At 66.8% G+C, this 26,620-nt stretch carries 23 protein-coding genes; 7 read left to right on the forward strand and 16 right to left on the reverse strand.

Going from position 1 to position 26,620, the window contains the following annotated elements; translation table 11 throughout:
- Positions 1-182 precede the first annotated feature (182 nt).
- On the reverse strand, positions 183-1,646 hold the full coding sequence (locus tag AC5JJ2_RS12750; protein ID WP_495858372.1) for a M48 family metallopeptidase: 1,464 nt from the start codon (positions 1,644-1,646) through the stop codon (positions 183-185).
- Between the two features lie 24 nt (positions 1,647-1,670).
- Positions 1,671-2,270 carry a riboflavin synthase gene (locus AC5JJ2_RS12755; RefSeq protein ID WP_495858373.1) on the reverse strand — a complete coding sequence of 200 codons (600 nt, stop codon included), beginning with the start codon at positions 2,268-2,270 and terminating at the stop codon, positions 1,671-1,673.
- Between the two features lie 87 nt (positions 2,271-2,357).
- Here AC5JJ2_RS12755 and AC5JJ2_RS12760 point away from each other — a divergent pair, with 87 nt between their 5' ends.
- Both AC5JJ2_RS12760 and AC5JJ2_RS12765 read left to right on the forward strand, forming a co-directional pair.
- Positions 2,358-3,365: a Rieske 2Fe-2S domain-containing protein gene (locus tag AC5JJ2_RS12760; RefSeq protein WP_495858374.1), complete on the forward strand. Its 1,008-nt coding sequence runs from the start codon at positions 2,358-2,360 to the stop codon at positions 3,363-3,365.
- Positions 3,366-3,369: 4 nt separating this feature from the next.
- Positions 3,370-4,401: a Rieske 2Fe-2S domain-containing protein gene (locus tag AC5JJ2_RS12765; RefSeq protein WP_495858375.1), complete on the forward strand. Its 1,032-nt coding sequence runs from the start codon at positions 3,370-3,372 to the stop codon at positions 4,399-4,401.
- Here the strand turns inward: AC5JJ2_RS12765 and AC5JJ2_RS12770 are convergent.
- The 3 genes from AC5JJ2_RS12770 to AC5JJ2_RS12780 form a co-directional block, all read right to left on the reverse strand.
- Positions 4,384-5,448, reverse strand: a complete 1,065-nt coding sequence (locus tag AC5JJ2_RS12770) for an ABC transporter permease (RefSeq protein ID WP_495858376.1) — start codon at positions 5,446-5,448, stop codon at positions 4,384-4,386. The genes AC5JJ2_RS12765 and AC5JJ2_RS12770 overlap by 18 nt on opposite strands.
- A gap of 3 nt (positions 5,449-5,451) precedes the next feature.
- Positions 5,452-6,399, reverse strand: coding sequence for an ABC transporter ATP-binding protein (locus AC5JJ2_RS12775; RefSeq protein ID WP_495858377.1), 948 nt, complete (start codon positions 6,397-6,399; stop codon positions 5,452-5,454).
- Between the two features lie 257 nt (positions 6,400-6,656).
- A complete protein-coding gene (locus tag AC5JJ2_RS12780; RefSeq protein ID WP_495858378.1) occupies positions 6,657-8,249 on the reverse strand; it encodes a deoxyribodipyrimidine photolyase in 1,593 nt (530 codons plus the stop codon).
- Positions 8,250-8,303: 54 nt separating this feature from the next.
- On the opposite strand from AC5JJ2_RS12780, the gene AC5JJ2_RS12785 reads away from it, so the two are divergent.
- From AC5JJ2_RS12785 to AC5JJ2_RS12800, 4 genes are all read left to right on the forward strand, one after another.
- Entirely contained in the window at positions 8,304-9,227 is a 924-nt protein-coding gene (locus AC5JJ2_RS12785) for an ABC transporter ATP-binding protein (protein WP_495858379.1), read from the forward strand.
- 3 nt (positions 9,228-9,230) lie between these two features.
- Complete coding sequence (locus tag AC5JJ2_RS12790; RefSeq protein WP_495858380.1) at positions 9,231-10,643, forward strand: ABC transporter permease; 1,413 nt, start codon at positions 9,231-9,233, stop codon at positions 10,641-10,643.
- 384 nt (positions 10,644-11,027) lie between these two features.
- Complete coding sequence (locus tag AC5JJ2_RS12795) at positions 11,028-12,230, forward strand: glucuronate isomerase (RefSeq protein ID WP_495858381.1); 1,203 nt, start codon at positions 11,028-11,030, stop codon at positions 12,228-12,230.
- A gap of 45 nt (positions 12,231-12,275) precedes the next feature.
- Positions 12,276-12,884 carry a Uma2 family endonuclease gene (locus tag AC5JJ2_RS12800; protein WP_495858382.1) on the forward strand — a complete coding sequence of 203 codons (609 nt, stop codon included), beginning with the start codon at positions 12,276-12,278 and terminating at the stop codon, positions 12,882-12,884.
- A gap of 6 nt (positions 12,885-12,890) precedes the next feature.
- On the opposite strand, the gene AC5JJ2_RS12805 is transcribed toward AC5JJ2_RS12800, so the two are convergent.
- The 4 genes from AC5JJ2_RS12805 to pyrH all read right to left on the reverse strand — a co-directional run bounded on the left by AC5JJ2_RS12805 (position 12,891) and on the right by pyrH (position 17,603).
- Positions 12,891-13,259: a (2Fe-2S) ferredoxin domain-containing protein gene (locus tag AC5JJ2_RS12805; RefSeq protein ID WP_495858383.1), complete on the reverse strand. Its 369-nt coding sequence runs from the start codon at positions 13,257-13,259 to the stop codon at positions 12,891-12,893.
- Positions 13,259-16,141 (reverse strand): calcium-translocating P-type ATPase, PMCA-type, encoded by a 2,883-nt coding sequence (locus AC5JJ2_RS12810; protein WP_495858384.1) that lies wholly within the window; start codon positions 16,139-16,141, stop codon positions 13,259-13,261. Before AC5JJ2_RS12810 ends, AC5JJ2_RS12805 begins: the two co-directional genes overlap by 1 nt.
- Positions 16,142-16,279: 138 nt before the next feature.
- Positions 16,280-16,840, reverse strand: a complete 561-nt coding sequence (frr, locus tag AC5JJ2_RS12815; RefSeq protein ID WP_495858385.1) for a ribosome recycling factor — start codon at positions 16,838-16,840, stop codon at positions 16,280-16,282.
- 25 nt (positions 16,841-16,865) lie between these two features.
- Complete coding sequence (gene pyrH / locus AC5JJ2_RS12820; RefSeq protein WP_495858386.1) at positions 16,866-17,603, reverse strand: UMP kinase; 738 nt, start codon at positions 17,601-17,603, stop codon at positions 16,866-16,868.
- Between the two features lie 126 nt (positions 17,604-17,729).
- Here pyrH and AC5JJ2_RS12825 point away from each other — a divergent pair, with 126 nt between their 5' ends.
- Positions 17,730-18,923, forward strand: a complete 1,194-nt coding sequence (locus AC5JJ2_RS12825; RefSeq protein WP_495858387.1) for a HEAT repeat domain-containing protein — start codon at positions 17,730-17,732, stop codon at positions 18,921-18,923.
- Here AC5JJ2_RS12825 and AC5JJ2_RS12830 read toward each other — a convergent pair.
- From AC5JJ2_RS12830 to AC5JJ2_RS12860, 7 genes are all read right to left on the reverse strand, one after another.
- Positions 18,880-20,145, reverse strand: a complete 1,266-nt coding sequence (locus AC5JJ2_RS12830; protein ID WP_495858388.1) for a ribonuclease D — start codon at positions 20,143-20,145, stop codon at positions 18,880-18,882. The two genes, AC5JJ2_RS12825 and AC5JJ2_RS12830, sit on opposite strands and share 44 nt — an antisense overlap.
- Positions 20,146-20,170: 25 nt before the next feature.
- Positions 20,171-21,058, reverse strand: a complete 888-nt coding sequence (locus tag AC5JJ2_RS12835) for a sugar phosphate isomerase/epimerase family protein (RefSeq protein ID WP_495858389.1) — start codon at positions 21,056-21,058, stop codon at positions 20,171-20,173.
- Positions 21,059-21,137: 79 nt separating this feature from the next.
- Complete coding sequence (locus AC5JJ2_RS12840; RefSeq protein ID WP_495858390.1) at positions 21,138-22,397, reverse strand: Gfo/Idh/MocA family protein; 1,260 nt, start codon at positions 22,395-22,397, stop codon at positions 21,138-21,140.
- Between the two features lie 247 nt (positions 22,398-22,644).
- Positions 22,645-23,427 carry a putative hydro-lyase gene (locus tag AC5JJ2_RS12845; RefSeq protein ID WP_495858391.1) on the reverse strand — a complete coding sequence of 261 codons (783 nt, stop codon included), beginning with the start codon at positions 23,425-23,427 and terminating at the stop codon, positions 22,645-22,647.
- On the reverse strand, positions 23,424-24,389 hold the full coding sequence (locus AC5JJ2_RS12850; RefSeq protein ID WP_495858392.1) for a glutamate cyclase domain-containing protein: 966 nt from the start codon (positions 24,387-24,389) through the stop codon (positions 23,424-23,426). The genes AC5JJ2_RS12845 and AC5JJ2_RS12850 overlap by 4 nt, the downstream gene beginning before the upstream one ends.
- Positions 24,390-24,392: 3 nt before the next feature.
- Positions 24,393-25,097, reverse strand: a complete 705-nt coding sequence (locus AC5JJ2_RS12855; RefSeq protein WP_495858393.1) for an RluA family pseudouridine synthase — start codon at positions 25,095-25,097, stop codon at positions 24,393-24,395.
- Between the two features lie 140 nt (positions 25,098-25,237).
- On the reverse strand, positions 25,238-26,614 hold the full coding sequence (locus AC5JJ2_RS12860) for an amidase (RefSeq protein WP_495858394.1): 1,377 nt from the start codon (positions 26,612-26,614) through the stop codon (positions 25,238-25,240).
- Positions 26,615-26,620 lie beyond the last annotated feature (6 nt).

Genomic DNA, 26,620 nt, shown 5'->3' on the forward strand with positions numbered 1-26,620 from the left:
CCCCCCCCCGGGTTGGGGGGGGGTGGGGGTGGGGGGGGGGGGCCCAACCTCCCTCACGCAGGAGGAGCGTCTTCGCGTCCGTGACGCTCTCACCCCCTCACCCCGGCCCTCTCCCCCGCAAAGCCGGGGGAGAGGGAGAAAGATCGGCGGGTCGGCGCAAAGCCTTGACCCGCCCCACAAGATCACAGCGCCCGCGCCATCTCCTGCCACCCGATGACGGCCGCGATCCCCGTCACGACCGCCAGCAGCACCAGGATCAGCCCGCAACGGAGCAGGAACACCCGCCACTGGATGCCGCGCTCCATATCCGGGTTCCGCATCAGCTCCGAGAGGAACCGAATCCGCTCGGTAATCGGCCCGTGCTGCCACGACCGGACCAGTCCCCAAAACCGCTTCCAGAACGACAGCGTTTCGGGCGTGTTCCCCTTGCTCGCATCCATCCCGTTCAGGTCCGCCACCCGCTCGAGCGCCCGGATCATCGCGTCGATGCCGTTCGCCGACAGGTCGCCGCCGGACGCCACCCGGCAGCCGTAGATGTCCGCCTGCCGCTCGCACCGCCGGGAGAGGAAGCCGAACACCACGAAGAGGTACGCGAGTAGCGCCCCGAGCGGCGGCAGCCCGGCCCACGGCTCCCACGCCTTGGCGTCGATCCAACTCATCTCCGCCAGTCCGGTGAACCCCAGCCCGACGACGGCGGCGACGGCCGGGGCGCTGAGCAAGAAAAAGAGCGCGTAGTACGGGATGTGCCAGTGCTTGGCGTGGCCGACCTCGTGGCCGAACACCGCGTCCAACTCGTCCGGGGCCATCGACTCGACTAGCCGGTCGGTAAACACGACGTACCGCGCCCACGGCACGACGCCCACGACCATCGCGTTCGCCATGGCCCCGCGGGTCGGCCAGACGAGCAGGTTCGTGTACCCGAACCGGTGGCGGCGGGCGAGTTCTTCCAACCGGTCCCGGACCGGCCCCCGCGGCATCGGGACGAGGCCGAGTGCGGGCTTCAACAGCACCGGGAGCATCACGAATAGGACCGGCACCATCGCGAACGCGACCAGCTGCGCGGCCAGGCTGTTCGCCGCCTCCGGGGCGAGCCGCACGAACGTCTGCTGGGCCGCGAACAGCACGACCGGCAGCATCACGAGGAACGCGAACGGCCGCAGGTGGAAGAAGAAGTACCCGGTGCGGGACCAGAACGAGCGGTCCGAATCGACGGCCGCGTGGAACATCCGCTCCGCGTCGTAGTGGACCAGCCAGGACGTAAACACGGTCAACAGGTACGGGGCCGGGACGAGCAACTCCGCCATCGGCGCGAGGATGCGGCCGTGGTCGGACGGGAAGATCGCGCGGTTCCAGACCGTCCAGCCCCAGCCGAGGCCGACGACGACGAGCACGCCCATCGCGAGGTTGACGTACCCCAGGATGCGGCGGTAGCGGTTGTACTTCGTGGCGATTTCCGCCCGGCGGGACGGTTCCGCGCGGACCACGGACGCGGCCCACCGGCTGAGGACGAGGGCTGCCCCGAGCGGGATGAGCAAGGCGAACGCGGTCAGGGCAAGGCTGCCGCTGCCGCCGAACCCGAACGGGGGTTCCGGCCAGGGGACGCGGGCACACGACGCGGTCAGCAGCAGGACGAGGACGATCGGCATGGAGGTATTTTAGGACACGACGAGCTAGATCGTGATGTTCATGTTTGCCATCAATTTTTGCACGTGCTTCGCGAGCAGGTCGAGTTCCAGGTTCACCGTCGCGCCGACGCCTTTTTGCCCCAGCGTCGTGTGGTCGCGCGTGTGGGGAATGACCATGACGTGAAACCTCCCCGCGGCCGTTTTCACGACGGTCAGGCTGATCCCATCCACGGCAATCGAGCCTTTGTCCACCATCAAGTCGTCGAACGCCGGCGGGCAGGCGAACTCGACCATGAGCCACTCGCCCTGCTGTTCCTTTTTCGTAATCGTGCCGACGCCGTCGATGTGGCCGGTGACGAAGTGGCCGCCGAGCCGGTCGCCGACGCGGAGGGCCTGCTCGAGGTTCACGCCATCGCCGACTGCGAGGCGGCCGAGGTTCGTCTTGAGGAGCGTCTCCGGGCCGACCTGGAACTCGAACCGGTCGCCGGCGTGCTTCGTCACGGTCAGGCAACAGCCGTTGACGGCGATGCTCTCGCCGAGCGTCGGCGTGATCGACGGGTCCGCGACAGTGAGGGTCCGCCCGCCGTGGCCGTCCTCGGTGACGGCGGCGACGCGGGCCAACGATTGAACGAGTCCGGTGAACATGGCGGAAATTCTAGAGTTTTTGCTCGACAAAGCCCCCGCGACACGTTATTCGCTCCCAGAATCAGGCTATTTTTCGCGGAGTTCCCGATGGGAATGCTCGACCACTGGCATCCAGTGCTGCCCGGCCACGCGCTCAAGGACAAGCCCCACGGCATCCAGCTGGCCGGGCGGTTGATCTGCCTGTTCCGAACGAGCGACGGTCAGGTCGCGGCCATCGACGACGTGTGCCCGCACCGCCGGCTGAAGCTGAGTTACGGCCGGGTGGTGAACGACCGCGTCGAGTGCAAGTACCACGGCTGGACGTTCAACGGGTGCGGCGACGGGGAAAGCCCGAGCACGCCGAAGATGCACACCTGCACCGAGAGCTTCGACGCCCGCGAGGAACACGGGTTCGTCTGGGTCAAGTCCCGGCACAGCGCCCCGGCGTTCCCGGAGATCAACAACGACAACTACTACCACCTGGGCAATTTCCTGCATACCGTCCCCGCGCCGCTGGAATTGACGGTGGACAACTTCACCGAGATCGAGCACAGCGGCACGGTCCACGACACGTTCGGGTACGACCTGCCGCGGATGCACGAGGTGAAGGTGCAGTTCGAGCCGACGGAAAAGACAGTGACGGTGCGGAACGTCGGGCCGACGAAAATCCTGCACCCGCTGTTCCGGTGGCTGCTCGGCATTCGCAAGGGCGACCTGTTCCACGACCACTGGACGACGCACTTCTCGCCGGTCTACAGCGTGTACGACCACTGGTGGACCGCGCCGGACGGCGGCCGCGAGGCGATGGTCCGGTGGCGGCTGTACATGTTCTTCTGGCCGGTGGACGGGAAGCGAACGAACGTCACGTCGTTCGTGTACGCCAAGAGCCGCTACCCCGGCCCGGCCGGCGGGCTGCGGCTGGCGAAATATCTGTTCCGCCGCGAGGTGGACCGCGAGGTGCGGCAGGACATCGCCATGCTCGAACACATGGCCGACCACAACCCGACGCTTGAAGGGATGAAGCTCAGCCGGTTCGACAAAGTGTTAGGGTTGACGCGGGAGCGGATCGCGCGGATTTATCGCGGCGAGCCGGTCGGCCGGATCGCCGTAGCATAGCGGGATGGGAATACTCGACCATTGGCATCCCGTCTTGGCGGTTCGCGAACTCGGCCGGAAGCCGGCGGCCGTGAAGCTGTGCGGCCGCAACCTCGTTTTGTTTCGCACGAAGTCCGGCTCCGTCGGGGCGCTCGAAGACTTCTGCCCGCACCGCCGGAGCAAGCTCAGTTCCGGCGTCGTCGTCGGCGACCGGCTCCGCTGCCAGTACCACGCCTGGACGTTCGACTGCCAGGGGAACGGCGAAAGCCCCGGCACGCCGAAGCTGACCGCCTGCGCCGTCAGCTACGACGTGCGCGAGGCTCACGAGTACCTCTGGGTGAAGCCTCGCGGCGCGGCCGCCGAGTTCCCGGACCTGGACTTCGCCGGCTACACCCGGATCGGCGAGATGCGGCACCACTTCCCCGCGCCGTTCGAGCTGGTCCTCGACAACTTCGTGGACATCGAGCACACGACGATCAACCACCACACGTTCGGCCACGGCCTCGACGGCATCGCGGCCGTCACCGTGAACTGCGAGTCGGACGACCGCACGGCGACGATCCGCACGGCCGGGCCGACGAAGAGCATCCCGTTCCACAAGAAGGCGTTCCTCGGCGCGTGGTCGGGCTACCACTTCCACGCGGACGACACGATCTTGTTTTCGCCGCTCTACGTCCGCTACGACCACTACTGGAAGCACCCGGCCGACGGCCGCGAGGGGATGGTCCGCTGGCGGCTCTACCTGTTCTTCGTGCCGGCGGACGACGCGACGACGAACGTGGTGTCGTTCATGTACGCGAAGTCGCGGTGGCCGGGGGCGTCCGTCGGGTGGAAGGCGATCGGCCCGCTGTACCTGTGGGAGACCGACCGCGAGTTGAAGCGCGACCTGGCGCTACTCGAAAACCTAGCCGACAAGAGCGTCGATTTGGAAGGGATGAAGTTGAGCCGCTTCGACAAGATTTTGGGCCTGACCCGCGAGCGCATCGAGCGTATCTATCGGGGCGAAAGCCCAGGGTCGGCCGACCCTGGGCTTTCGCCCTCAACGCCACCGGAATAGCCGCAGAGCGACGAAGAAGCTGACGACGCCCCACGCCATCAAGATGACCGTTGGCCGCACGACGGCCGACAGCCCGGCCCCGTCGTTCATCACGTCCCGCAGGGCGTTGATGAGGACCGTCAGCGGCAGCGCCTGGATGAATGGCTGCATCACGTCCGGGAACCGGTCGGCCGAGAAGAACACGCCGGACAGCAGGTACATCGGCAGCATGACCGCGTTCATCAGGCCGGACACGGTTTCAATCGTCTTCGCCCGGCACGCCACGAGCAGCCCGATGCCGCCGAAACACGTCCCGCCGGCGAGGAGGAGGACGAGGAACGCGAGCGGGTCGCCGAACACCTTCACGCCGAACACGAGCCACGCGAACCCCATCAGCAGTACGATCTCGATCATCGTGAAGATGAGCCGGCTGATGACGAGGCTGAGCATGAAGTCGCTCTTCCGCATCGGCGTGGCGAGGAACCGCTTGAGCAACTTCCGCACCCGCATGTCCACGATGACGAACCCGACGCCCCACAGCCCGCCGCCCATCAGGTTCGTGCCGATCAGGCCGGGGATGAGGAAGTCGATGTACCGCGCCCCCGGCTCGTCGAGCGTCGATTCCGTCGGCCGGGCGGCGGTCGGGAACTGGTCGCGGAGCAGCACGTTCTCGACCGCGTTCTTCGCCAGCACCGCCTCCGGCCGGTTCGGCTCGACGAGGTAGTCCGGCCCGCCCGACACGGCCGGCGTCACGACGATGTCCGTCTTCGCGGTGCGCATCCGGTTGCGGGTCGTGACGGCGTCGCCGAGGACCACCTGTAAGCGGGGGTCTTTTTCCAGGCTCGTCTTCATCCGCTCGGCCGCGACCGGCCCGGCCGGGCCGTCGGTGACGATATCGACGGTGATCCGCTCGACCGGCCGGTTGCGGAACGCGAGGCCCAGCAGAAGCGCGAGGAACAGCGGGAAGCCGTACACCCAGAACACGGCCGCCGGTTCGCGATAGAACTCGCGGATGCGGCTGAGGACCAGCTGCACCAGCGGCGACCTGTTGCTCGACGAATCGGCCATCGGTCATTTCTCCCCGTCGTCGCGCAGGTGGCGGCCGGTGAGCGTGACGAACACGTCTTCCAGCGTGGCCGTGCGGGTCGTCAGCCCGGCCAACGGGACGCCCTGCTGCCGGAGGTAATCCATCAGGGCCGGCAACGCGACGTGAGGTTCGCCGACGGTCATCATGTACCCGGCCCCTTCAGGCCGGAGCGATTCCACCGTCGGCAACTTCTCGCACCCCTGCTTGACGGCGTCCGTCAGCTCGCCCTCGATGGAAAACTCGATGACGTGCTCGCCGCCGAGGTTGCGGATCAGCTCGCGGGGCGTGCCGATGGCGATGACCTTGCCGTGGTCCACGACGGCGACGCGGTCGCAGAGGCGTTCCGCCTCGTCCATGTAGTGCGTCGTGATGACGATGGTGCGGCCGCGGTCCTTCAGCCCGCGAATCACGTCCCACAGCTGCCGCCGGGACTGCGGGTCGAGGCCGGTCGTCGGCTCGTCGAGGAACAAGAGGTCCGGGTCGCCGACGAGCGCCGTCGCGACCGCGAGCCGCTGCTTCTGCCCGCCCGAGAGCTTGTCGATCTTCGCGTCGGCCTTCTCCTGAAGGCTGACGAGGCCGACGGCTTCATCCGGCGAGAGGCCGGAAGAGTAGAAGGAGCGGAAGAGGGTGACCGTTTCTTTGACGGTCAGCTTGTCGGCGAGCCGGGTTTCTTGCAGCGAGATGCCGATACGGGACCGGATGGCGCGGTCGTCGCGGCCCCACTTGAGGCCGAGGACTTCGATTTCCCCGCCGGAGGGTTCGAGGATGCCTTCGAGGATTTCGAGGGTGGTCGTCTTGCCCGCCCCGTTCGGGCCGAGGAGGCCGAAGCACTCGCCGGATTTGACTTCCAGGTCCAGCCCGCGGACCGCCTCGACGGGCGGCCGGCCGGGGTAGGTTTTCGTGAGGTTGCGGCAGATGATGGCGGCTGGCATGAGCGGATTATAGGAACCGGTCCACTGGCCGCGATGTCAGTGGTTGGGATGAATGGTTTTCACCCCGAAAGGGTGGGAGAAGTTAGCCCAGGGCAAGGGCCGCAGGCCCGCCGCCCTGGGTGGCGACCGCAACCACCCGCAGGCTGAAAGCCTGCGAGAAGCCGGCCGGTTGCAGCGGGTCGGACGCCCGCGCCCAGGGCGTTGCCCTGGTCTATGAACTCCCACCCCTTCGGGGTGAAAACCGGTCCCCATCTATGCTATTCACTCCCCGAAAACAGGGTCGGCTTCGGCCCGTGCTTCAACGCGGCGATGTAGTCGAAGTAGTTCTTCAGCCTGAACTTCTTCGCCGTGTTCTCGCTCGACATGTAGCGGATGCTGCCGAACACGTCGCGTTCCGGCGGCCACGGGCGGTCGAACAGGCCGAACGTCCACAGGATGCCGGTGTAACTGTTCGGGTCGCGGCCGTCGATGGCGTACTTGTTGTTGAGGTGCTCCAGCACGCGGTACGCCTCCTCCGGCGACGGCGACCACTCCAGCACCTTCTTGGCCCACAGCATTCGCAGGTAGTTGTGGATGCGGCCGGTGAGCACGAGTTCCGTCTGGGCCGCGTTCCACAACTCGTCGTGCGTGGCCGCGTTCTCGAACTGTTCGAGGGTATACACGAACTCGCGGCGGTCCCGCGCGTGCTTCGTCAACGTCGTGAGCGCCCACGCGGGCAGCACGGTTTCGAGCGTGCCCTTCGTCAACGGCGAGAAGTCCATCGTCTCGAAGTTGAACGTCGGCCGCGGGTCGGATTGCCAGCTTTGGTTCTTGCGTTCCGAGTTCCGAGTTCCGAGTTCCGAGTTCCGGCAGTGGTGCCAGTGGTGGCCCACGTCCCGCCAGGTGATCGCCTCGTCCAGGAAGCTGTTCACGTTCGGGTCGCGGCAGAAGAAGTCGTCGCGGCCGCGGGCCTGACTGTTGATGAGCGTTGGCGACCAGTCGCCGGTCGTCGCGAGCGCCCCGGCGATGACTTCCTCGATGGAGATGTGCCCGAAGTGGAGCGGCGTGCTCAACCGGCTGGCCGAGTTCTTCGCCGGGTCGTCCGGCTGGTTCCGCTCCTCGGCGTAGCGGGGGAGTTTGTGCTTCAGGAACTCCGCCAGTCGCTCCCGCCCGGCCGTGCCGCCGCCCGGTTCTGCCGCGACCGCCGGGACCGACTGGTCGATCGGGAGCGCCTTCACGTATGCCGTCACGTCCTTCGGCGGCGTCCACGGCTCGAACGGCGGATCGAGCATCGCCTTCAGGCCAGTGAAGTCCGGCTCGGCGAGGGCACGATTCGCCCACCCCTCGGCGAACAGCTTGTGCAGACGCGGTCGAAGGTGTGCCGCGGCCGCGACCGACTTCCCCAGAAGTGACAGCGGGACGATGCCGTTGGAATCGACGGCGTAGACCGGAACGTCGAGCGATGCGATCGCGCGGTTGTGGGCGGGCACGATGTACGCCGGGTAGTCGTCCGTCACGAGCGCCGCGGCGTCCGCTGCGAGCTGCTTCACGAGTCCCCGTCCCGCGTCCTCCGGCGTCTCGACGAACGGCCAGTACGTCACCCCCATGCGCTTCGCGGTCGCCGCCGTGTCTTTCATTCCCTCCAGCATGACCGTGTGGATGCGGGCGTTCGCCCACGGGTAGTTCAGCTTCAGCGCCTCGTACACGACGAGCGGCTTCTTCAAATGCTTCGCCAGGTGGACCGCGTAGTCGAGGGCGTGGTTGTGCGTCAGCCGGCGGAACATCTGACACCAGTACAGCACGTACTTCCCCCGCGGCCGGGCCGGGCGGTCGTTGAGATGCCGCACGCGGGCGTCGTTAAACGTGGACATTTCGCGTGTTCCTCGGGGGAGCGCGAACTATCTATAGGCAGCATGGGCGGGCCGATGCTCGAAATCGACGACCTGAAGAAGCGGTACGGGGCGGCCTACGCCCTCAACGGCGTATCGCTGACCGTCGCGGCAGGCGAGCTGTTCGGCCTGCTCGGTCCGAACGGCGCGGGCAAGACGACGCTGCTCTCGATCATCGCCGGCCTGCTCGACGCGAACGCGGGGGCCGTGAAGCTCGACGGCCGGCCGTTCCGCCGCGCGGACCGCGAGTTGCGGCGGTGGGTCGGCATCGGCACGCAGGACTTGGCCGTCTACCCGGACCTGACCGCGCGCGAGAACGTCGTTTTCTTCGGCATGCTCTACGGCCTCGGCGGCGCGTCATTGAACACGCGAGCGGAAGAACTGCTCACCGCCGTCGGGCTGCACGACCGGGCCGACGACCGGGCCGGGACGTTCTCCGGCGGCATGAAGCGGCGGCTGAACCTCGCCGTCGCCGTCGTCCATTCGCCGCGGCTGCTGCTCCTCGACGAGCCGACGACGGGCGTGGACCCGCAGTCGCGGAACCTCATCTTCGAGATCGTCCGGAAGCTCAACCGCGAGGGGATGACGGTCGTTTACACCAGCCACTACATGGAAGAGGTGCAGGCCCTCTGCCCGCGGATCGCGATCATCGACGGCGGCCGGGTCATCGCGTGCGACACAACCGAGCACCTGCTCAAGCTCCGGCCGAGCGAACTGAAGATCAAACTCGAAGCGACGCCCGCCGGGTTCGACGAGAAGCTGCGGGCGCTGCCCGGCGTGGCGACGGCGAAGGTCTTCCCGGACGGCGTCCACGTCACGACGCGGGAACTCGGCCCGCTGCTGCCGAAGCTGGCGACGCTGTTCGCGGCGGAGAACGTCTCGCCCCTCGCCATCGAGACGAGCGAAGCGACGCTGGAAAAAGTGTTCCTCCACCTGACCGGCCACCGGCTGCGGGACTGACGGATGCGCGCGATCCTCACACTGGCGGGAAAAGACTTGCGGCTCATGGCCCGCGACCCCCGCGCGGGCGTCATCCTTTTGCTCATGCCGGTGCTGCTCGTGCTCATCCTCGGCATCACCGTGGGCGGCGCGTTCGACCCGAACAAGAAGGAGCAACTGCGGATTTCGCTCGTCAACCTCGACCGCGGCCTGCCGCCGGACCACGGGCCGTTCCCAGACCGGCCGTGGTCGCAGATTCTGCTCGACGACTTCGCCAGCACCGCGGACATCAAGGTCGAACTCATCCCGACCCGCGAGGACGCCGAGCGGCTCGTGCGGTCCGGCGAGCGGGCGGTCGTCATCGTCCTCGAACCGGAGTTCAGCGACCTCGTCCACCGCTGCTCGTTCGTCGGCGAGCCGTTGAAGCGAAACCCGATCAACCCGCTCTACCGCGACGGCATGAAGACTTCCGCCGTCGGCGTGACCGTCCTCCGCGACCCGACGCAAGAGGTGGCGGCGGCCGTCGTCGAGCAGGTCGTGCAGGTCGCGCTCATGCGGGTCGTCATCCCGTGGATGATCGGCCAGGCGTTCGAGATGATCGGCACGCCGCCGTTCATGGAGAAGATGAAGAAGTACGTCGTCGGCATCGACCTGCTGCCGCCGTCGATCATGAAGTCCCTCGGCGACGCGATGCAGAAGGGGATCAGCGGGTTCTTCGTCGATTACGACTTCCGCGGCAAGACGTGGGCGAAGCTAACGAAGAGCGACCCGCCGCCCGCGCGGGCCGAGAACCGGTCGGCGTACCAGTCGGACGGGACCGGCACGATCCGCCGCGGGGCCGTGCGATATCAGACGCTCGTGCCGAGCTACGCCGTCACGTTCGCGTTCTTCCTCGTGCTCGTCATGGGCTGGCTGTTCACCGCCGAGCGGCGGCACGGCACGCTCGTCCGCCTCACCGCCGCGCCGATCACCCGCGGGCAACTCCTCCTCGGCAAGCTGCTGCCGTGCTTCGCCGTGTCGCTGCTGCAAGGGTTCGGCCTACTACTCGCGGGGTCCATCCTCTTCGGGATGCCGCTGGGCACGCGGCCGGAGTTGCTCGTCCCCGTCGTCTTCTGCACGTCGTTCGCGGCCGTCGGGTTGGCGATGCTCGTCGCCGCGTTCGCGAAGACGGAACAGCAAGTCTCGGTGAACGGCACGCTGCTCGTGATGGTCCTCGCCGGGCTGAGCGGGTCGCTGATGCCGCGATACCTGATGCCGGAAGAGATGCGGGCCGTCACGCGGGTGACGCCGCACGCCTGGTCGCTGGACGCCTACGCGCAACTCCTCACGAACCCCGAGCCCCAGACGGCCATCGTCTGGAGGGCGTGCGCGGCACTCCTCGGCTTCGGGTTCGTCTTCCTGAGCATCGCGTGGTGGCGGATGTCAACGCGGGAGTAGCGGGGGAAAAAGACCTGCTCCGCCGTTGGGGGACGGCGGAGCGGCAGGGGGAATGAAATCGGACGTGGGGGCGGAAGGGGAACGGCGAGTGGGGGACTCGCCACTTGTACGGGTGCAAGAGTCGCGTTGGGGGGTGGCGGACGCTTGGGGGAAGCGGCCGCCGGTTGCGATTTCCTGCACCGTCCGCCGCTGGTTGGGGGAACCGCCGCGGACGAGATTCCTAAATGCACGGGTCGTGCCAATCGCGCCGGTCGTGCCGCCGGGCCGCGATTCCTCGGGTTTTCGCGACGAGAACTGAACGGCCGGGCCGCGGATTGTAAATGTTGCCGGGTCGCGTAAGACACATCATCGGTAAAAACGACAAACTCTCCGGAAATTACCGCCATGCCAGCCGACAGCCTGGTCCAGTCGCTGACCGCCGCGTTCGACGCGATCCCGCTGATCGACCCGCACTCGCACATCGAGCCGCTGTCGCCGGTGTCGCGGTCGCTCGACGACATCCTCGGCTACCACTACTACACGGAGTTGGCGCACTCGGCCGGCATGTCGCAGAAGCTCCTGGCGAAGGACGCCGACCCGAAGGAGCGGTGTCGCGAGATCATCCGGTTCATGGACCGGTACGACAACACGGCCCAGTACGGCTGGTTCGTCGAGATCGCGAAGAACTTCCTCGGCTTCCCCGGCGACCGCGTAACGGCGGCGGACGCCGACGCGCTGTTCGACGCGAGCGTGAAGCTGTTCGCCGCGAAGGATTGGGAGCAGCAGGTCTTCGCGAAGACGAACCTCGAAAAAATCTTTCTGACGAACGAGTTCGACGACAACCTCGACGGGTTCGACACGGCGAAGTACGTGCCGTGCCTGCGGACGGACACGCTCGTGTTCAAGTTCAAGGAAGCCGGAACCCGCGAGCGGCTGGCGAAGGTGACCGGCATCGACGCCGGCGACCTGCCGACGCTGAAGAAGGCCATCCGCGCGCTGTTCGAGCGGTTCCTCGCGAAGGGGGCGAAGGCGTGCGCCATCTCGCTGCCGCCGGACTTCGCGCCAACGAAGGACGGCAACAGCGTCTTCTGGACGCTGGCCGAGAGCTGCCGCGAGTTCAAGCTGCCCTTCGACCTGATGATCGGCGTGAACCGCCGCGTGTACGAGAACGGCGTTTACCAGGGGCAAGACCTGTTCGACCGCCGGTGTTCGCTGATCCAGTACCGCGAGCTGTTCAACGCCTTCCCGGAGGTGACGTTCCCGATCTCCGTGCTGACGAGCGGGCAGAACCAGGAACTGGTGGCGTACTCGTGGATCTTCCCGAACGTCGTCCCGAACGGGCACTGGTGGTACTCGAACATCCCGGCGTACATCACCGCCGACCTCCGCGAGCGGCTGCAAGGCGTGCCGAAGACGAAGCTGGTCGGGTATTACTCGGACGCGTACAAGCTGGAGTTCGTGCTGCCGAAATACGGCATGTACCGCCGCATCCTGGCGACCGTGATCGCCGACGAGTTCGTCCGCCCCGGCCGGCTGACCGAGGCGGGGGCCGTCGCCCTCGGCACGCGGCTGCTCCGCGACAACGTGCGGGAGATTTTCAAGGTGTAGCGGGGCGGCCGTGCCGGATGATATGCTTCATGCGGAGGATCACGAATGACGACGGCGACCTTACCCACACCCTTGCACGGCAGTTCCCCGACGCTTCGCCCCTTTCGATGGACCGTGAAGGCGTTCCATCAGGCTTGCGAACGGAAGGCGTGGGGCGACGGGAAACGGATGATCCTGATCCGCGGTGAACTTTTCGAGGTGCCGCCGATGAAGCCGCTCCACGCGACGGGTATCCGCCTTGTGAACGCCGTGCTGCCCCGCGTCTTCCCCGCCGAGTACGTGATTCAGGTGCAACTGCCACTCGTTCTCGACCTCGAGACCGACCCGATCCCGGATTTCGCGGTCGTCGCCGGGGACGTGCGAACGTTCCTGACGGCGCACCCGACGACAGCCAGCTTGGTCGTCGAAATCGCAAGCACGTCTCTCGACGCCGACCTCACGACCAAAGCCGAGTTGTACGCGACGGCCATGATTACCGAGTATTGGGTTCTCGACTTGCACAACCGCCGGTTGTACGTTCTCCGCGATCCCGTTCCCGTGCCGGGCAACGGGGTGGCGTCATACCGCACGCAACTCACTTACGCGGAGGCGGACACCGTGTCGCCGCTGGCCGTGCCGGACAAGTCGATCAAGGTCGCCGACCTCTTGCCCTAGCGCCGGTCATACCCCCAACGGGTTCCGCGCGAAAATCCACTCCTCGACCGGCTGGTTCTGAACCAAGTGCCGCTCCACGAACGCCGGGATGCGGTCGGCCGTCATGCCGTGGTAGTACGTCCCTTCTGGGTACACCACCAGAATCGGCCCGCCGGCGCAGACCCGGAGGCACTGTACCTTCGTTCTGTAGCACGCCGCGGGACCGGTCGCGAGTGACAGGTTCCGCCGTTTCAACTCATCCTTCAGAACCTCCCACGCCTTCGCCCCGGCCTCCGCGGAGCAGCACGCGTCGCCGATGCACAGGAAGACGTGGCGGCGGTAGTCGCCGATGAGTAGCTTCTTGGCCAGCTCGGCGAGCTTCTCCTTCTCGTCCATCACGACCTCCGCACGAGGCGAATCCGGCGGATCACTTCCGCGAACGCCAGCACCGACGACGTGCCCGCGATGATCGCCAGCCAGTCGAACGGCTCCAGCGGCTCGACCTGGAAGACGCGGCCGCCGAACCCGACGATCAGCACCTGGCCGAGCAGCGTCACCAACATGATGAGCAGGAACATCCGGTTGTTCAACAGCCCGCGCAACCCGGACGTGGCGGGCGTCAGCGACCGGCAGTTGATCTGGTTCCACACCTGGAACAGTACGTACACGGTGAAGAAGACCGTCACCTGCCGGGCCGTCAGGTCGGTGAACCCGTCGGACACCGGGCCGTCGCCGGCGAACCACCCCGCTCGCTGCATGCCGAGTAGCAATCCGATCATCACGACCACGAAGAACCCCGCCGTGAGCGCGATGGTCCGCAGCATGTGGCGGGTGAGAATGCTCTCGGCCCGCCGCTTCGGCGGCACGCGCATGAGGCCGCGGCGCGGCGGCTCGGAACAGAGTGCGATGGCCGCGAACGTGTCCATGATGACGTTGATCCAGAGCAGTTGCAGCACCGTGAACGGCGGCTTCACGCCCAGGAACGGGCCGACGAACGCGATGACCAGGGCCGACACGTTGATCGTCAGTTGGAACTGGATGAACTTCTGGATGTTCTCGTACAGCGCCCGGCCCCAGTGGACGGCCTTCACGATCGTGCCGAAGCTGTCGTCCAGGAGGACGATCTTGCTCGCCTCCTTCGCGACCTCCGTGCCGGTGATCCCCATCGCGAGGCCCACGTCCGCCTTGCGGAGCGACGGCGCGTCGTTCGTCCCGTCGCCGGTCATGGCGACGACGTGCCCCTGCTCCTGCAGCAGCTTCACGAGCCGGTACTTGTCGAGCGGTTGGGCGCGGGCGACGACGCGGACGAGCGGCAGCCGTTGCTTCAGCTCGTCGTCGGTCAGCTTCGCCATCTCCTCGCTCGTCAGCACCAGGGCGAAGTCCGAGTCGAGCAGGCCGGCGTCGCGGGCGATGGCGCGGGCCGTCTCCGCGTTGTCGCCGGTGATCATCTTCACCTCGATCCCGGCCCCCTGGCACTCGGCCACGGCCGCCGCCACGTCCTCCCGCAGCGGGTCGCGGATGCCAACGAACCCGTCGTAGGTGAGATTCGTTTCCAGCGAGCCGCCGCGGACCATCGCGTCGATGTCCTGCCGTGTCGTTCCCGCCGGCAACTCCCGGTGCGCGAACGCCAGCGTCCGCATCGCGTCGCGGGCCGACTTCTCCAGCTCGGCGGTGACGTTCTCCCGCTCGGTCGCACCGAGGGTGCAGTCTTTCAACACCAACTCCGGCGCACCTTTGACGAAGACGAGGACGCGATCGCCGTCCGCGATCACGGTTGTCATACGCTTCTTTTCCGAGGAAAAGTGCGACTGATACAGGGCGCGAACCTTTTGCCGCTGGACAGTCACGTCGGCCTCGCCGACGGACTTCAGCCACTCCAACAGCGCTCCTTCGGTCGTGTTGCCGATGACGACCGGCTTGCCGTCCTTCTCCGCGAGATGCGCCGTCGAGTTCACGGCCGCGTTCCGTCGGAGCATCGGCGAGTCGGGTTCGACCCGCACCACGGTCATGTGGTTCTTCGTCAGCGTTCCGGTCTTGTCCGTGCAGATGACGGTCGCGGAGCCGATCGTCTCGCACGCCACGAGCTGCCGGACGAGCGAGTTCGCGCGGGTCATCTTCCGCATCGCGAGCGCCAGCGACACCGTCACGCTCATCGGCAGCCCCTCTGGGACGGCCACGACGATGACGATGACCATGTACACGAAGTAGCCGAGCAGGACGCGGAAGTTGGCGAGCAGAACCTTCGCGAGCCCCTCGTCGGCCGCCGGCCAGCGGAGTTCGCCGACGATGATGCCGCGGACGAACAGGGCGATGAAAATGGCGACGGCGGCGGCGTAGCCGATCTTGCTAATCAGCCCGGCGAGGACGGCGAGCTTCTCCTGGAGCGGCGTCGATTCCTTGCTGAGCGTGAGCTTCCGCTGGACGCGGTCGGTCTGCTCGGACGGGGCCGGGTCGTCGCCGCTTAGCCGGCGGGCGATCTGCCCAAGCATCGTGTCGTCGCCGACGTTCGTGACGACCATCCGGCCGACGCCGCCGACCACCTGCGTACCGCGGTACAGGCTCCACGCGCCGCTCGGCGCGTCGCCTTCCTCCGCTTCCGCGGGGACGAGCTTCTCGACCGGCTCGGACTCGCCGGTCATCAGGGCTTGATCGAGGTGGAATTCGTTCGCCGCGACCGGGCGGCCGTCGGCCGGGATTTCGTCGCCCGTTTCCAACACAACCAGGTCGCCGACGACCAGCTCTTCGAGCGTGAGTTGTTGCAGCCGCCCGTCGCGGACGGCCTTCACGCGGATGGCGTCCTTGTGGGCGTTCAGCGTCTCGAACTCGCGGTCGCTGCGGTACTCGGCGAGGAACGCGACGCCGGTGGCGAGGGCGACGGCCAGCATAACCGCCAGACCCTCGTAGGACGGGTGGCCGAGGGCCACGCTCAACACCACGAGCGTCAGAGCGACGGCGAACAGCGTGGCCGGAACCCACGACGCCAGCCGCGGCACGAGCCGCAGACCGAGCGTCGCGAACGTCGCGGCGAGGCCGACGATGCCGGCCCAGGCGGTCGCTTCAAACAGGTCGATGACGAGCTTGAGCAGGGACGCGGCGAGGAGGATGAGGATGATCGGCTCGTCGAACTTGGCGAGCAGCTTCCGCCACGCCGGGTCGCGGGGCAGGGGGGTGAGGCGGTTGTGCCCGAACCGGCCGCCGCTCTCGACCACCTGGGCCGCGGTCAGCCCGGCGTCCCGCGCGTTCGGGAACAAGTCCAAGACGGTGCGGAGCGTTCGCATGGCGGGTCCGGCGAAGAAAAAAAGCACCCGCTCGCGCGGGTGCTGCACTGGGTATCTTACGTTCGGCCGGGGTGTCGGTTTCCCCGCGAAGGTACTGAGTACCGGGTACCGAGTACCCGGTACTCGGTACCCGAACCGCTACCCTTCCATCACTTCCTTCGACTTCTTGTCCGCCGCGTCGTCGATCTTCGTCTCGTAGCTCTTGAGCAGGTCCTGGACCTTCGCCTTGCCCTTGTCCCGGTCGTCCTCGGTCATCGCCTTCGCCTTCTCGGCGTCGTCGAACTGCTTGTTCCCGTCCCGGCGGATGTTCCGGCACGCCACCTTCGCGTCCTCCGCCTTCTTCTTGATCTCGGCCACCAGTTTCTTCCGCTGGTCGCCGCTCATCGCCGGGAGCGACAGGCGAATCACCTTACCGTCGTTGTTCGGGGCGAGGCCGAGGCTGCTCGCCCGGATCGCCTTCTCGATCTCCTTCAGGCTGTCGGCGCTGAACGGCTTGATGACGATGCTCGCCGGGTCCGGGCAGGAGATGTTCGCCACCTCCTTCACCGGCGTCGGCGACCCGTAGTAGTCCACCCGCAGGGTGTCGAGCATGGCCGGGGACGCCCGGCCGGTGCGGAGGCCCTTCAGGTCGTTGCGGAGGACGTCGAGCGCCTTCTCCATCCGCGTCTCGCAGTCCTTCAGGTACTGTGCCGAACTCATGGGAACCTCGGGTGCAGGGGATCGGTCAGTCGCTCACGAGCGTGCCGTGGGCCTTGCCGGCGACGGCCTTCTCGATGGCGGCCTCCCGCTTGTAGTTGAACACCAGAATCTTCAGCTTCGCCTCCTGGCAGTGCTCGAACGCGCCGAGGTCCATCACCTTCAGCCGGTCGTGCAGCACCTTCGCGTAGGTCAGCTTCTCGTACCGCTCCGCGTAGGGGTCTTTCTCCGGGTCGGCGGAATAGACGCCGTCCACCTTCGTCGCCTTCAACAGAATCTCCGCTTCGAGTTCGCGGCCCCGCAGGGCGGCGGCGGTGTCGGTCGTCACGTAGGGGTTGCCGGTCCCGCCCGCGAGGATGACGACCCGGTTCCGCTCCAGGTGGCGGACCGCCCGGCGGCGGATGTACGGCTCGCAGACCGTGTCCATCGGCACGGCTGACATCAGCCGCGTCTCGCACCCGATGCTTTCGAGCGTGTCCTGCAGCGCCAGCCCGTTCATGACGGTGGCGATCATGCCCATGTAGTCGGCCGTCGCGGGCTTGATCGTGTCCAGCCCGGCGGAGAACTGCGCCCCGCGGAGCAGGTTCCCGCCGCCGACGACGACGGCCAGCTGCACCCCGCGGTCCACGACCCGCTTCAACTGGTGGGCGATCAGGAGCGTCTCGTCCAGGCTGATCCCGTTGCTCTTCCCGCCGTGCCCGAAGGCTTCCCCGCTCAACTTCAACAGCACACGGCGGTAGACGGGCGACAACTGTTCGGGGTTCATTCTGCGTCCTGGGTCTCGTTGGGGATGCCCGGAAATTATAGGGAACGCGGATTTCCGGCCAAGAACGCCCGGTGGCAGTCGGCGACGGCGTGTGATACCTTGATGTCACCCTCCGGGATGCCGCCGATGACCCGTCGAATCTCACTCGTGGTCTTGTTCTCGCTCTTCCTCCCGAACCTGCGGGCGGACGACGACCCGTCGTTCAACGGCCGCAAGATGACGGAGTGGATGGCGATTCTCAAGGACGACTCGCTCGTGCGGAAGCGCCGCGCGGCCGTCGTGTCGCTCGGCCAGATCGTCGCGGGCGACGCCGCGGCGCAGAAGAAGGCGTTCCCGCCCCTCGTGAAGGCACTCAAGACGGACAGCAACGCCGGGGTGCGGGCGCAAGTAGCGACGCTGTTCGGCCAGCAATCGACGGAAGCGGCCGCGCTGTTTCTGTCGGACGTGGCCGAGGCCCTGCGGTCGGAGAAGGACTCCGACGTTCGGAAGGAACTGGCGGTCGCGGCCGGGCGTTACGGCAAGCTGTCGGCCGCCGCCGTGTTGCCGCTCACGGACATCCTGAAGGACAAGGCCGCCCCGACCCGCGCGGCCGCGGCGGAAGCCCTCGGTCGTATCGGGAAGGAGGCCCGCAAGTCCGCGCCGGTCCTCGTGCCGCTGGCGCAGGACGCCGACCGCGGCGTGCGGTACGCGGCCGTGTTCGCGCTCGGCCGGATCGACCCGGACGACTCCGAGGCGGCGGCGGAAGCGATTTTGGAAGTGCTGAACAAGGAGCACGCGAACGGGCCGAAGGCCGCGGCCGTCGCCGCCGGGGTCGCGGGGCTGGCGTGGGCGACGACCCGCGACGCGGAACTGACTTCCGCTTGCGTCGTGTCGCTGGGGCTGCTCGGCGAGAAGTCGCCGGACGTGGTGAAGGCCGTCGCCCGCCACCTCGCCGACCCGGACACGGAACTGCGGCAACTGTCCGCGAACACGCTCGGCAAGTTCGGCATCATCGGCCGCGTGGCGAGCCTGGAACTGACGAAAGCGTTCCAACAGGACACGGACCGGCTGGTGCGGACGTATGCGTTGAACTCGTTGTGCGCGGCCCACGGGTCGGACGTGAAAGACCTGATCCCGGTGCTGACCGCCAGGCTGAACGCGGACGCGGACTACGAGGTGCGGATCGCGATTGCCGAGCAGTTGGGCGGCATGGGAGCGGTGGCGAAGGACGCACTCCCGGCGCTGCGGGAGGCGCGGCGGGACCCGCAGTTGAAGGTGCGGGAGGCGGCAGGGATCGCTATCCGTCAGATCGAGAAGCCGCCGGAGAAGCCGAAGCCTTGACCCCGGACGGTTCCGGCACGCTGACGACCGGGGCGACCCGGAGCGGGTGGGACTGGGCCGCGTTCTCCACGATCAGCGACCGCTTGCCGTCCAGGAACGCTTCCAACTCTGGCAGAATCACCCGCTGCCGCCAGCCCGTCATGAGCGCCGATTCGCGGAGCGGCGCGCCGCCGGGTTGCCGCGCCCGGACGAGCTTCTTCAAGTCCGTCACCGTCGCCACGAGGTTCGACGCCATTTTGTTCCGGGCGCACCACTCGGCCAGCACCACCCCCAGCAGGCTCGACAGCAACAACACATGTGGCGGGTCGTTCTCCCGCTCCTCCGGCTCGGGGAGTTCGGCCGTCGGCAGCGCCTTCGCCCGTTTGATCGCTTCCAGGATGTTCGGCGCGTCGGCCTTCGACACGCCGCGGTAGCTCAACAAATCCTCGACCTTGCCCGGCGGCCGCCGGGCGAGGTCGCTGAGCAACTCGTCGCGGAGGACCGTCCGCGGCGGGCGGTTCCCCTGCGCCGCCCGCTTGTCCCGCCACGCGTACAGCTCGCGGGCCACGGCCAGCCCGCGGGCGTCCAACCCGCCGACGCCCTTGAGCTTCCGCCACCGCTCGACGGCCGGGTCGTCGCCGACGCTCCGCCGGACGAACGCCGCGAACTCCTCGGCCGCCCAGTCCTCCCGCGTCAGCCGCCGCAGCCGGTCGTGCAGCTTCTTCCACATCGGGATCAGGTGGCGCACGTCGTCGAAGGCGTAGGCTTGTTGCGACGGCGTGAGCGGCCGCCGCCGCCAGTCGGTCAGCGTCTCGCCCTTGTGTAGCCGCTCGCCGAGGAGTTCCTGAACCAAGCTCGCGTAGCCGATGGGGTACGTGTACCCGACGAGGCCGGCGGCGATTTGCAGGTCGAAGACGTGGGCCGGCGGGCGGGCGATGCCGTGGTGGCACATCCGCATCTCCTCCCGCCCGGCGTGGACGATCACCACCCGCTTCGGGTCGGCGAGCAGCTCCCAGAACGCGGTCAGCGGGCCGGTCGCGAGCGGGTCGATGAGGAACAGCTTTTCCGGGGTGGCGACCTGGACGAGGCAGAGGTCCGGCCGGTACGTGTCCTCGCCGACGAACTCCGTGTCGAACGCGACGTGCGTGTTGGCCGCGAGGTGGGCCATGCACTCGGCGAGGGCCGCGGGGTCGGCGACGGTCAGTTCCGGCAGCGCGGGGTGGGCGGACGGTTTCTTCGGCATTATCGGGTGGCGGTGAGGGAGTGGGTTACTCCAAGCCTAGCACCTTCTTCATCCTCTCGGCCACGTCCTGGAGCCACTTTTCGTCCCCGGCCTTGACCTCGGACGTGGCCCAGCCGTCGTAGCCGACCTCGCCGAGGGCCTTCAGCACCTCCGGCCAGTCCTCGTCCCCCTCGCCGATCTTCACGTCCCACTTCTTCGCGTGGCTGTACGCCTTGAAGTCGAATTTGACCATCCGCTTGCCGAGCTTGCGAATCCACTCCGCGGCCGGGACGCCGTACTTGAGCATGTTGCTGCAATCGAAATACGCCCCGATCCACTCGGACTTGAAGTCGTCCACGTACTGGATCAGTTGCTCCGGCTTCGTGATGAAGTTGTTCCAAACCGTCTCGATGGCGATCTTGACCTTCAGTTTCTCCGCGAGCGGCAGCACCTTCTTCACTTCCGCCTGCGACCGCTCGTAGCACTGCTCGTAGGTCACGTCGTCCTTCACGACGCCGGGGACGAGCAGGACGGTGTCCGCCCCGACCTTCTTCGCGTCGTTCAGTGCAGTGGTCAAATCCCGCACGCCCTTTGCACGAACCTCTTCCTTCGGGCTGGAGAGCGGGTCATTCCAGTGCGTGGAGTCGATGACGCCGTGGATGACGATGCCGGTCGCGTCGCGGGCCTTGAGCAGGTCGTCCAGGTCGAGCTTGCTGGGGCTGTCGATCTCGACGCCGTGGAAGCCGAGCTTCTTGACCAGCTCGAACTTGTCGAGGTTGCTCCCGTTGACCTTCACCATGCCGTACTTGACCGCGATCTTCAGCTTCGGCTTCTTCGGGGCGGGGGCGGCCCACCCCGCGCGGGACGCGAGGACGGCGGCGGTGACGGCGGTGGAATACTGGAGGAAGTCGCGGCGGCCGAGCTGGGTCGTCATGCTGCTGCTCCGGCTACGGAAACGGGCGAAGCCGGAGGCATCGTACCCCGGCTTCGGCGCATGTCGAAAAGAAAAATGCTTAAATTACGCCCGGCTTCGGGACGCCCGGAACGGGGTTCGGCCCCCAGGCGTAATTCTTCGGCGCGAGCGAGACGTTCGACGCCAGCAGGTCCTTCCACAGGATGCGCTTGCCGGTGTAGCACGCCTCCCGGCCGAGGATGCCCATGAGGCTGCTCTTGGCCGCGTTCTCCATGTCGTTGATCGGCGTCCCGCTCCGCAGCGACGCGTAGAACGCCTTGTGCTCCTCGGCGTACATGTCCGTGTCCGCCCCCTCGTAGGCCCAGGTCGCGCCGCCGGCCGTGATCGTGTGCGGCATCAGCTTCGCGATCCCCTTCGTGCCGAACACGATGTCGCTAATCTCGCCGTGGCACTTCGCCATCTGCCGGCAGTACGAGAACACCCGCTGGCCGTTCGCGTACTCGAAGATGGTGCTGAAGTGGTCGAAGACGTTGCCGTACTTCGGGTCGGTGCGGACCTGCCGACCACCGAGGCCGGTCGCCGCGATGGGGAGTTCGTCCTTGAGAACCCACATCGCCTTGTCGAGGTTGTGGCAATGCTGTTCGACGATGAAGTCGCCGGACAGCCAGGTGTAGTAGTACCAGTTGCGGACCTGGACCTTCATCTCGTCCCAGTCTGAGCCGACCTCGCGATACCAGATCGGCCCGGTGTTGTACGTCGCCTGGATGTTGACGATGTCACCGATCGCGCCGCCGTGAATTCTCTTCACCGTCTCCTGCTTCGCCTTCTCGTACCGGAAGCAGTACCCGGAGGCGCAGAGCAGGTTTTTCTCCTTCGCCTTCTTCGCGGACTCGATGACCGAGCGCACGCCGGGGGCGTCCACGGCCATCGGCTTTTCTGCAAAGACGTGCTTGCCCTTCTCGACGGCATAGGCAAGCTGCATCGGCCGGAAGCCGGGCGGCGTGCAGAGGAACACCACGTCGCACCCGCCGTCGTCGATGAGTTGCTTGTACCCGTCGAACCCCGTGTACTGCCGCTCGGTGGGCACGTCCACGCGGTCGGCGAACTTCGACTTCTTGAACTGCTCCATCGCGGTGGCGAGGAAGTCCGGGAAGATGTCGCAGGCGGCGACGAGGCGGATGTTCTTGTCCGCCTTCATGGCGTCGCCGACAGCCCCCTTGCCGCGGCCGCCGGTGCCGACGATGCCGATCTTGATCGTGTCGCTACCGGCCGCGTGGACCGCCGGGGCCGCCAGGGTCGCGGCGGCGGTGGCCGCGGTGGTGGTCAGGAACGTTCGCCGCGAGGGGATGGGTTTCGACATACGAGCCTCGGAAAGGGGAAGTCGGTGGGAGGGCGTGACACCGCCATTATGCCGAATCGCGGGGCGTGTGTCATGCGGGAATCGCCCGGTTTTCCGGGCGGTTTCGCAAGGAAGTTGCGAAACCTGACTTCCGAAGTCCGGCTTCGACTTCGGAAGTCGATAGGGAAGAGGGGCGGTTGCCGACGTGGTAAACGCGCCTGCGCGGTTCGACTTCCGAAGTCGAAGCCGGACTTCGGAAGTCAGGCACTTACACCCGCTCCAACTCGTGGTCCCGCAGGTCGGTCAGGAACATGTGTCCCGGCTTGTGCGTGATTGCGAACGGCGGCTTCGCCGCCATCACCGCCGCCTGCGGCGTCACGCCGCATGCCCAGAAGACGGGGACCTCACCGGGCCGAATCTCGACCGCGTCGCCGAAGTCCGGCTTCGCGATGTCGCGGATGCCGATGGCCGCCGGGTCGCCGAAATGGATCGGCGCGCCGTGCGCGAGCGGCAGACGCGCACAGATGTTCGTGGCCGTGATCGCCCGCTCCGGCTTGAGCGGCCTCATGCTCACGACCGTCGGCCCGTTGAACCGCCCCGCCGGCTGGCACGGGATGTTCGTCCGGTACATCGGCACGTTCACGCCCTGCTCGATGTGCCGCACCGGGACGTTCGCTTCCAGCAGCGCGTTCTCGAACGTGAACGAGCAGCCGATGACGAACCCGACGAGGTCGCCGCGCCAGTGGTCGCGGATGTCCGTCGGCTCGGCGACCAGCTGGCCGTCCTTCCAGATGCGGTACGCGGGCAGGTCGGTGCGGAGGTCGGCCCCCGCCGCGACGCACCGCGGCTCCGGGTCGCCGGGTTCGGTCACGTCCAGCAGCGGGCACGGCTTCGGGTTCCGCTGGCAGAACAGGAGGAAGTCGAACGCCCAGTCCTTCGGCAGCAGCACAAGGTTCGCCTGCACGAACCCCGGCGCGAGGCCCGGCGTAGGCCCGTTGAGTTTCCCGTCTCGGCAGGCCGCGCGGACGGCGGCCCCGGTCGCGAGCGTCATGATGCGAGAATCTCCCGGATGCGGATGAGCGGCTTGACGTACTCGTCCCACGACAGCCCGTCCACGGTGGCGGTCTGCTTCCCGGTCACGCCATCCACGAGCGGCCCCTCGCGGACCATTTGTTCCAACAGCGTTTTCTCGCAGTCCGGGTCGAAGAGATTCTCCGGTACGGTTCGATCTCCCAGGAGCACAAACAACCCGGCAGCTAGTGCGTACGCTCCCCAATTGCTTACCCCAGCAACGATCAAGTGGTCCGTAGTTTCACGACAGTGTATCTGATCCCCATTCGGGATGTTGGCCACCACTGTATCATGCGGGATTCTTCCCATGCCGACTTCGTTACCCCCGTCACCGATGCCGATATCGCAGCCGAAATCGTGCTCATTCAGGTTGTATTTTTGTTGAAGGCTTTCCGGGGAGACGCCCTTCGCGATATATTCTCTGTAAGCCTCTTTTAAATTTGTTCGGGCAGGCGGCGGTTGGACGCGACTGTATTCAAGTTCCATGTGCTCTGTGATGTCACGCCCTCGCATGGTGTAGCACTTGCCATCAATTGCCGGGCCTCCGCGTTCCACCCAAATTTGAAAGTACGGCGACCATCGGCATAGTTCATCGAACTCGCGGGTATCGACTCGGCGATAAGCGGAAGAAATGGCCTGCCAGACTGCCGATTCTGCCTCGACCCTTGTCAATCCACCGATGTGATCGATGGCCCTTTGCAGGAACAACGCCCCGAGAGGCCCGTCAGTCTCAAAGCAAGGTGGGTCACTACTTGGGATGAAGAATCCCGTCTTGATCGACACGTTTAACCTCTTCGAGTTGGCAAGGGCGTGGCATGCCGCCTCGAAGTCGCCGGCCGTCGCCGTGAACAGGTTGTTCCCCGGCACGCGGGCGAGGCCGCGGTTGCCGGGGTCGGTCTGCACGGCCGCCAGGATCGCGGCCAGCTTCTCGTCGGTCGTCATGCGTCACCCGTTGAGGAGCTTCGCGAACCGGCCGCGCCACACCTTCGGGACCTCGGCGGTGATCGTCGTCGGGTTGTGCGTCGTCGGGTGCAAGAACGTCAGCGACCGGGCGTGCAGCCCGATGCTGTCGCCGAGCCGCTGGATGGAGCCGTACTTCGCGTCGCCGTAGATCGGCGTGCCGCGCTTGGCGAGCTGCACCCGCAGCTGGTGCTTCCGCCCGGTGTGCGGCCGCAACTCCAGCCACACGAGGCCCGCGTGCCGGTTGCGGACGGTGTACAGCAACCGCGCCGGCTTCGCCCCCGGCGTGTCGGCGTCCACGATCTTCACCCGCTTGTCGAAGTCGTCGTGCAGCAGGAAGTCGTCGAGCGACCCGCTGTCCTTCGCCCACCCCGCCTTCCCGGCCTCGACGACGGCCCAGTAGACCTTCTCGACCGTCCCCTCGCGGAACTGCTCGCTGAGCCGGGCCGCGGCCTTGCTGGTGCGGGCGAACAGCAGCGCCCCGCTGGTCGCCTTGTCGAGCCGGTGAACGACGCCGAGGAACACGTTGCCGGGCTTGTCGTACTTCTCCTTGAGGTAGCTCTTGACGAGCCGATCGACCGTCTCGTCGGTCCCGTCGAAGTGCGTGGTCGGCCACCCGCTCGGCTTGTTGAGGCCGATGCAGTGGTTGTCCTCGTGCAGGATGTCGAGCAGCTCCGCGAACGAACTCATGCCGACCTCGACTGCCAGTTTGGCGGTTCGATCCCAGAGGCCGCCAAGGTCGCCAACTTCAGACACATACCTCTTGGCGGCCTGACACCTGGAATTGACCTGTTTCGTATAATGACCATTTGTATACATTTTCCTGCTTGTCACTCTCCCGGCCGCGGCGGGAGTTGCAGGTGACGACCGACTACCTGTTCGAGCCAAGCCCCCGCTTCCAAGAGGTAACCTTCTTGTTCGCTACTCCCGGCCAACTGCACGGAAAATTGGGACCCGTCCGCCAACCGCCTGATCGGCAGGGACACGGTCGGCAACCCGAGGAAACTCCACGGCAGGTTAAACGCCGGATCGCCGGTCGTCGATGCATCGGGCGCAGGGCCCACTGTGGCCGGCGTGAGGTAGAAGCCGCTCCAAACCGCTGGTCCGTCTATTTCGATTTCCACCGTGTCGCGATGGGCGCGTGCGTCCCGGTACTCGACGGCGCTCAGGCAGAGGCCGAACTCGATTAGTTCGCGAATCCGCGGCGGGTATTCGTCCGGTCGTGCCCGAAGCCGTGTCCCGTGGTAGTGGGCGGCCTCGACCGCCATGATCGTCTTGTGATGGCGTGGGAGTTCGATAAAGCCGACGGGCGGCACGGCGATCTCGACGTGGCCTTGAGCCGAGGCGAGGGAGCGGATGTCATAAGCCAATTGATCGACGGCCGCCGTTACCTCGGGTTCGGCTATCTCGGTGAACAAGCCGCGGAGTCGGACAAAACGAGGCGGGCGCTCCCGTCTTGGTTCCGACAGCAGCCGGTCGATCCGCCACGACGCCGACGGGACCGCTTTCGCAAAGCCGTGTTCCCCGTCCGTCCCGGAGACCGCTTCAAACAGTAGCGCCAAGTCCCGGACGCAATTCGCCATCACGCCGACGTGATCGAGACTCGGCGCGAGCGGCAGGACGCCGTCCACGCTCACCCGGCCGTGCGTCGGCTTCAAACAACAAACGCCGCAGTAACTCGCCGGCCGCGTCAGGCTGCCGCCGGTTTGCGTGCCGAGGGCCGCGAGGCACATCCCGCACGCGACGGCCGCGGCACTGCCGGAACTGCTGCCGCCGGGCGTGCGGTCGAGGTTCCACGGGTTCCGCGTCACCGGCGGGTCGGTGAACGCATACGGCGTTGTCACCGTCTTCCCCAGGATCACCGCCCCGGCCGCCCGCAGCCGCTCCACGACCGTCGCGTCGCGGCGGGCGTAGCTGTTCGCCCACAGCTTCGACCCGCAGCCGGTCGGCATGTCGAACACGTCGATGATGTCCTTCACGCCGATCGGGATGCCGTGCAGCGGGCCGCGGTAGTTCGCCTTCACCTCGTCCGTCAGCCGGGCCGCGTCCCGGCGGGCGCGCTCGCGGTCGAGGTAGACCCACGCCTTGACGTGCGGCTCGTACACGTCGATCCGCCGCAGGCACTGCTCCAGCAACTCCGACGGCGTGAGTTCGCCCGTGCGGATGAGTGGCGCGGCGGCGGTGATGGTCAGCGGTTCGTCTGGCATCGTGCG

The sequence above is a fragment of the Limnoglobus sp. genome, from assembly GCF_059499385.1.

What these genes read in the sequence shown, in the direction of transcription:
- AC5JJ2_RS12760 (WP_495858374.1), top strand. Translation starts at nt 2,358, where the DNA reads ATGGGAATGCTCGACCACTGGCATCCAGTGCTGCCCGGCCACGCGCTC.
- AC5JJ2_RS12785 (WP_495858379.1), top strand. Translation starts at nt 8,304, where the DNA reads ATGCTCGAAATCGACGACCTGAAGAAGCGGTACGGGGCGGCCTACGCC.
- AC5JJ2_RS12810 (WP_495858384.1), bottom strand. Translation starts at nt 16,141, where the DNA reads ATGCGAACGCTCCGCACCGTCTTGGACTTGTTCCCGAACGCGCGGGAC.
- AC5JJ2_RS12765 (WP_495858375.1), top strand. Translation starts at nt 3,370, where the DNA reads ATGGGAATACTCGACCATTGGCATCCCGTCTTGGCGGTTCGCGAACTC.
- AC5JJ2_RS12790 (WP_495858380.1), top strand. Translation starts at nt 9,231, where the DNA reads ATGCGCGCGATCCTCACACTGGCGGGAAAAGACTTGCGGCTCATGGCC.
- AC5JJ2_RS12775 (WP_495858377.1), bottom strand. Translation starts at nt 6,399, where the DNA reads ATGCCAGCCGCCATCATCTGCCGCAACCTCACGAAAACCTACCCCGGC.
- pyrH (WP_495858386.1), bottom strand. Translation starts at nt 17,603, where the DNA reads ATGAACCCCGAACAGTTGTCGCCCGTCTACCGCCGTGTGCTGTTGAAG.
- AC5JJ2_RS12840 (WP_495858390.1), bottom strand. Translation starts at nt 22,397, where the DNA reads ATGTCGAAACCCATCCCCTCGCGGCGAACGTTCCTGACCACCACCGCG.
- AC5JJ2_RS12835 (WP_495858389.1), bottom strand. Translation starts at nt 21,058, where the DNA reads ATGACGACCCAGCTCGGCCGCCGCGACTTCCTCCAGTATTCCACCGCC.
- AC5JJ2_RS12800 (WP_495858382.1), top strand. Translation starts at nt 12,276, where the DNA reads ATGACGACGGCGACCTTACCCACACCCTTGCACGGCAGTTCCCCGACG.
- frr (WP_495858385.1), bottom strand. Translation starts at nt 16,840, where the DNA reads ATGAGTTCGGCACAGTACCTGAAGGACTGCGAGACGCGGATGGAGAAG.
- AC5JJ2_RS12805 (WP_495858383.1), bottom strand. Translation starts at nt 13,259, where the DNA reads ATGGACGAGAAGGAGAAGCTCGCCGAGCTGGCCAAGAAGCTACTCATC.
- AC5JJ2_RS12830 (WP_495858388.1), bottom strand. Translation starts at nt 20,145, where the DNA reads ATGCCGAAGAAACCGTCCGCCCACCCCGCGCTGCCGGAACTGACCGTC.
- AC5JJ2_RS12780 (WP_495858378.1), bottom strand. Translation starts at nt 8,249, where the DNA reads ATGTCCACGTTTAACGACGCCCGCGTGCGGCATCTCAACGACCGCCCG.
- AC5JJ2_RS12845 (WP_495858391.1), bottom strand. Translation starts at nt 23,427, where the DNA reads ATGACGCTCGCGACCGGGGCCGCCGTCCGCGCGGCCTGCCGAGACGGG.
- AC5JJ2_RS12860 (WP_495858394.1), bottom strand. Translation starts at nt 26,614, where the DNA reads ATGCCAGACGAACCGCTGACCATCACCGCCGCCGCGCCACTCATCCGC.
- AC5JJ2_RS12795 (WP_495858381.1), top strand. Translation starts at nt 11,028, where the DNA reads ATGCCAGCCGACAGCCTGGTCCAGTCGCTGACCGCCGCGTTCGACGCG.
- AC5JJ2_RS12750 (WP_495858372.1), bottom strand. Translation starts at nt 1,646, where the DNA reads ATGCCGATCGTCCTCGTCCTGCTGCTGACCGCGTCGTGTGCCCGCGTC.
- AC5JJ2_RS12855 (WP_495858393.1), bottom strand. Translation starts at nt 25,097, where the DNA reads ATGAGTTCGTTCGCGGAGCTGCTCGACATCCTGCACGAGGACAACCAC.
- AC5JJ2_RS12755 (WP_495858373.1), bottom strand. Translation starts at nt 2,270, where the DNA reads ATGTTCACCGGACTCGTTCAATCGTTGGCCCGCGTCGCCGCCGTCACC.
- AC5JJ2_RS12770 (WP_495858376.1), bottom strand. Translation starts at nt 5,448, where the DNA reads ATGGCCGATTCGTCGAGCAACAGGTCGCCGCTGGTGCAGCTGGTCCTC.
- AC5JJ2_RS12850 (WP_495858392.1), bottom strand. Translation starts at nt 24,389, where the DNA reads ATGACGACCGACGAGAAGCTGGCCGCGATCCTGGCGGCCGTGCAGACC.
- AC5JJ2_RS12825 (WP_495858387.1), top strand. Translation starts at nt 17,730, where the DNA reads ATGACCCGTCGAATCTCACTCGTGGTCTTGTTCTCGCTCTTCCTCCCG.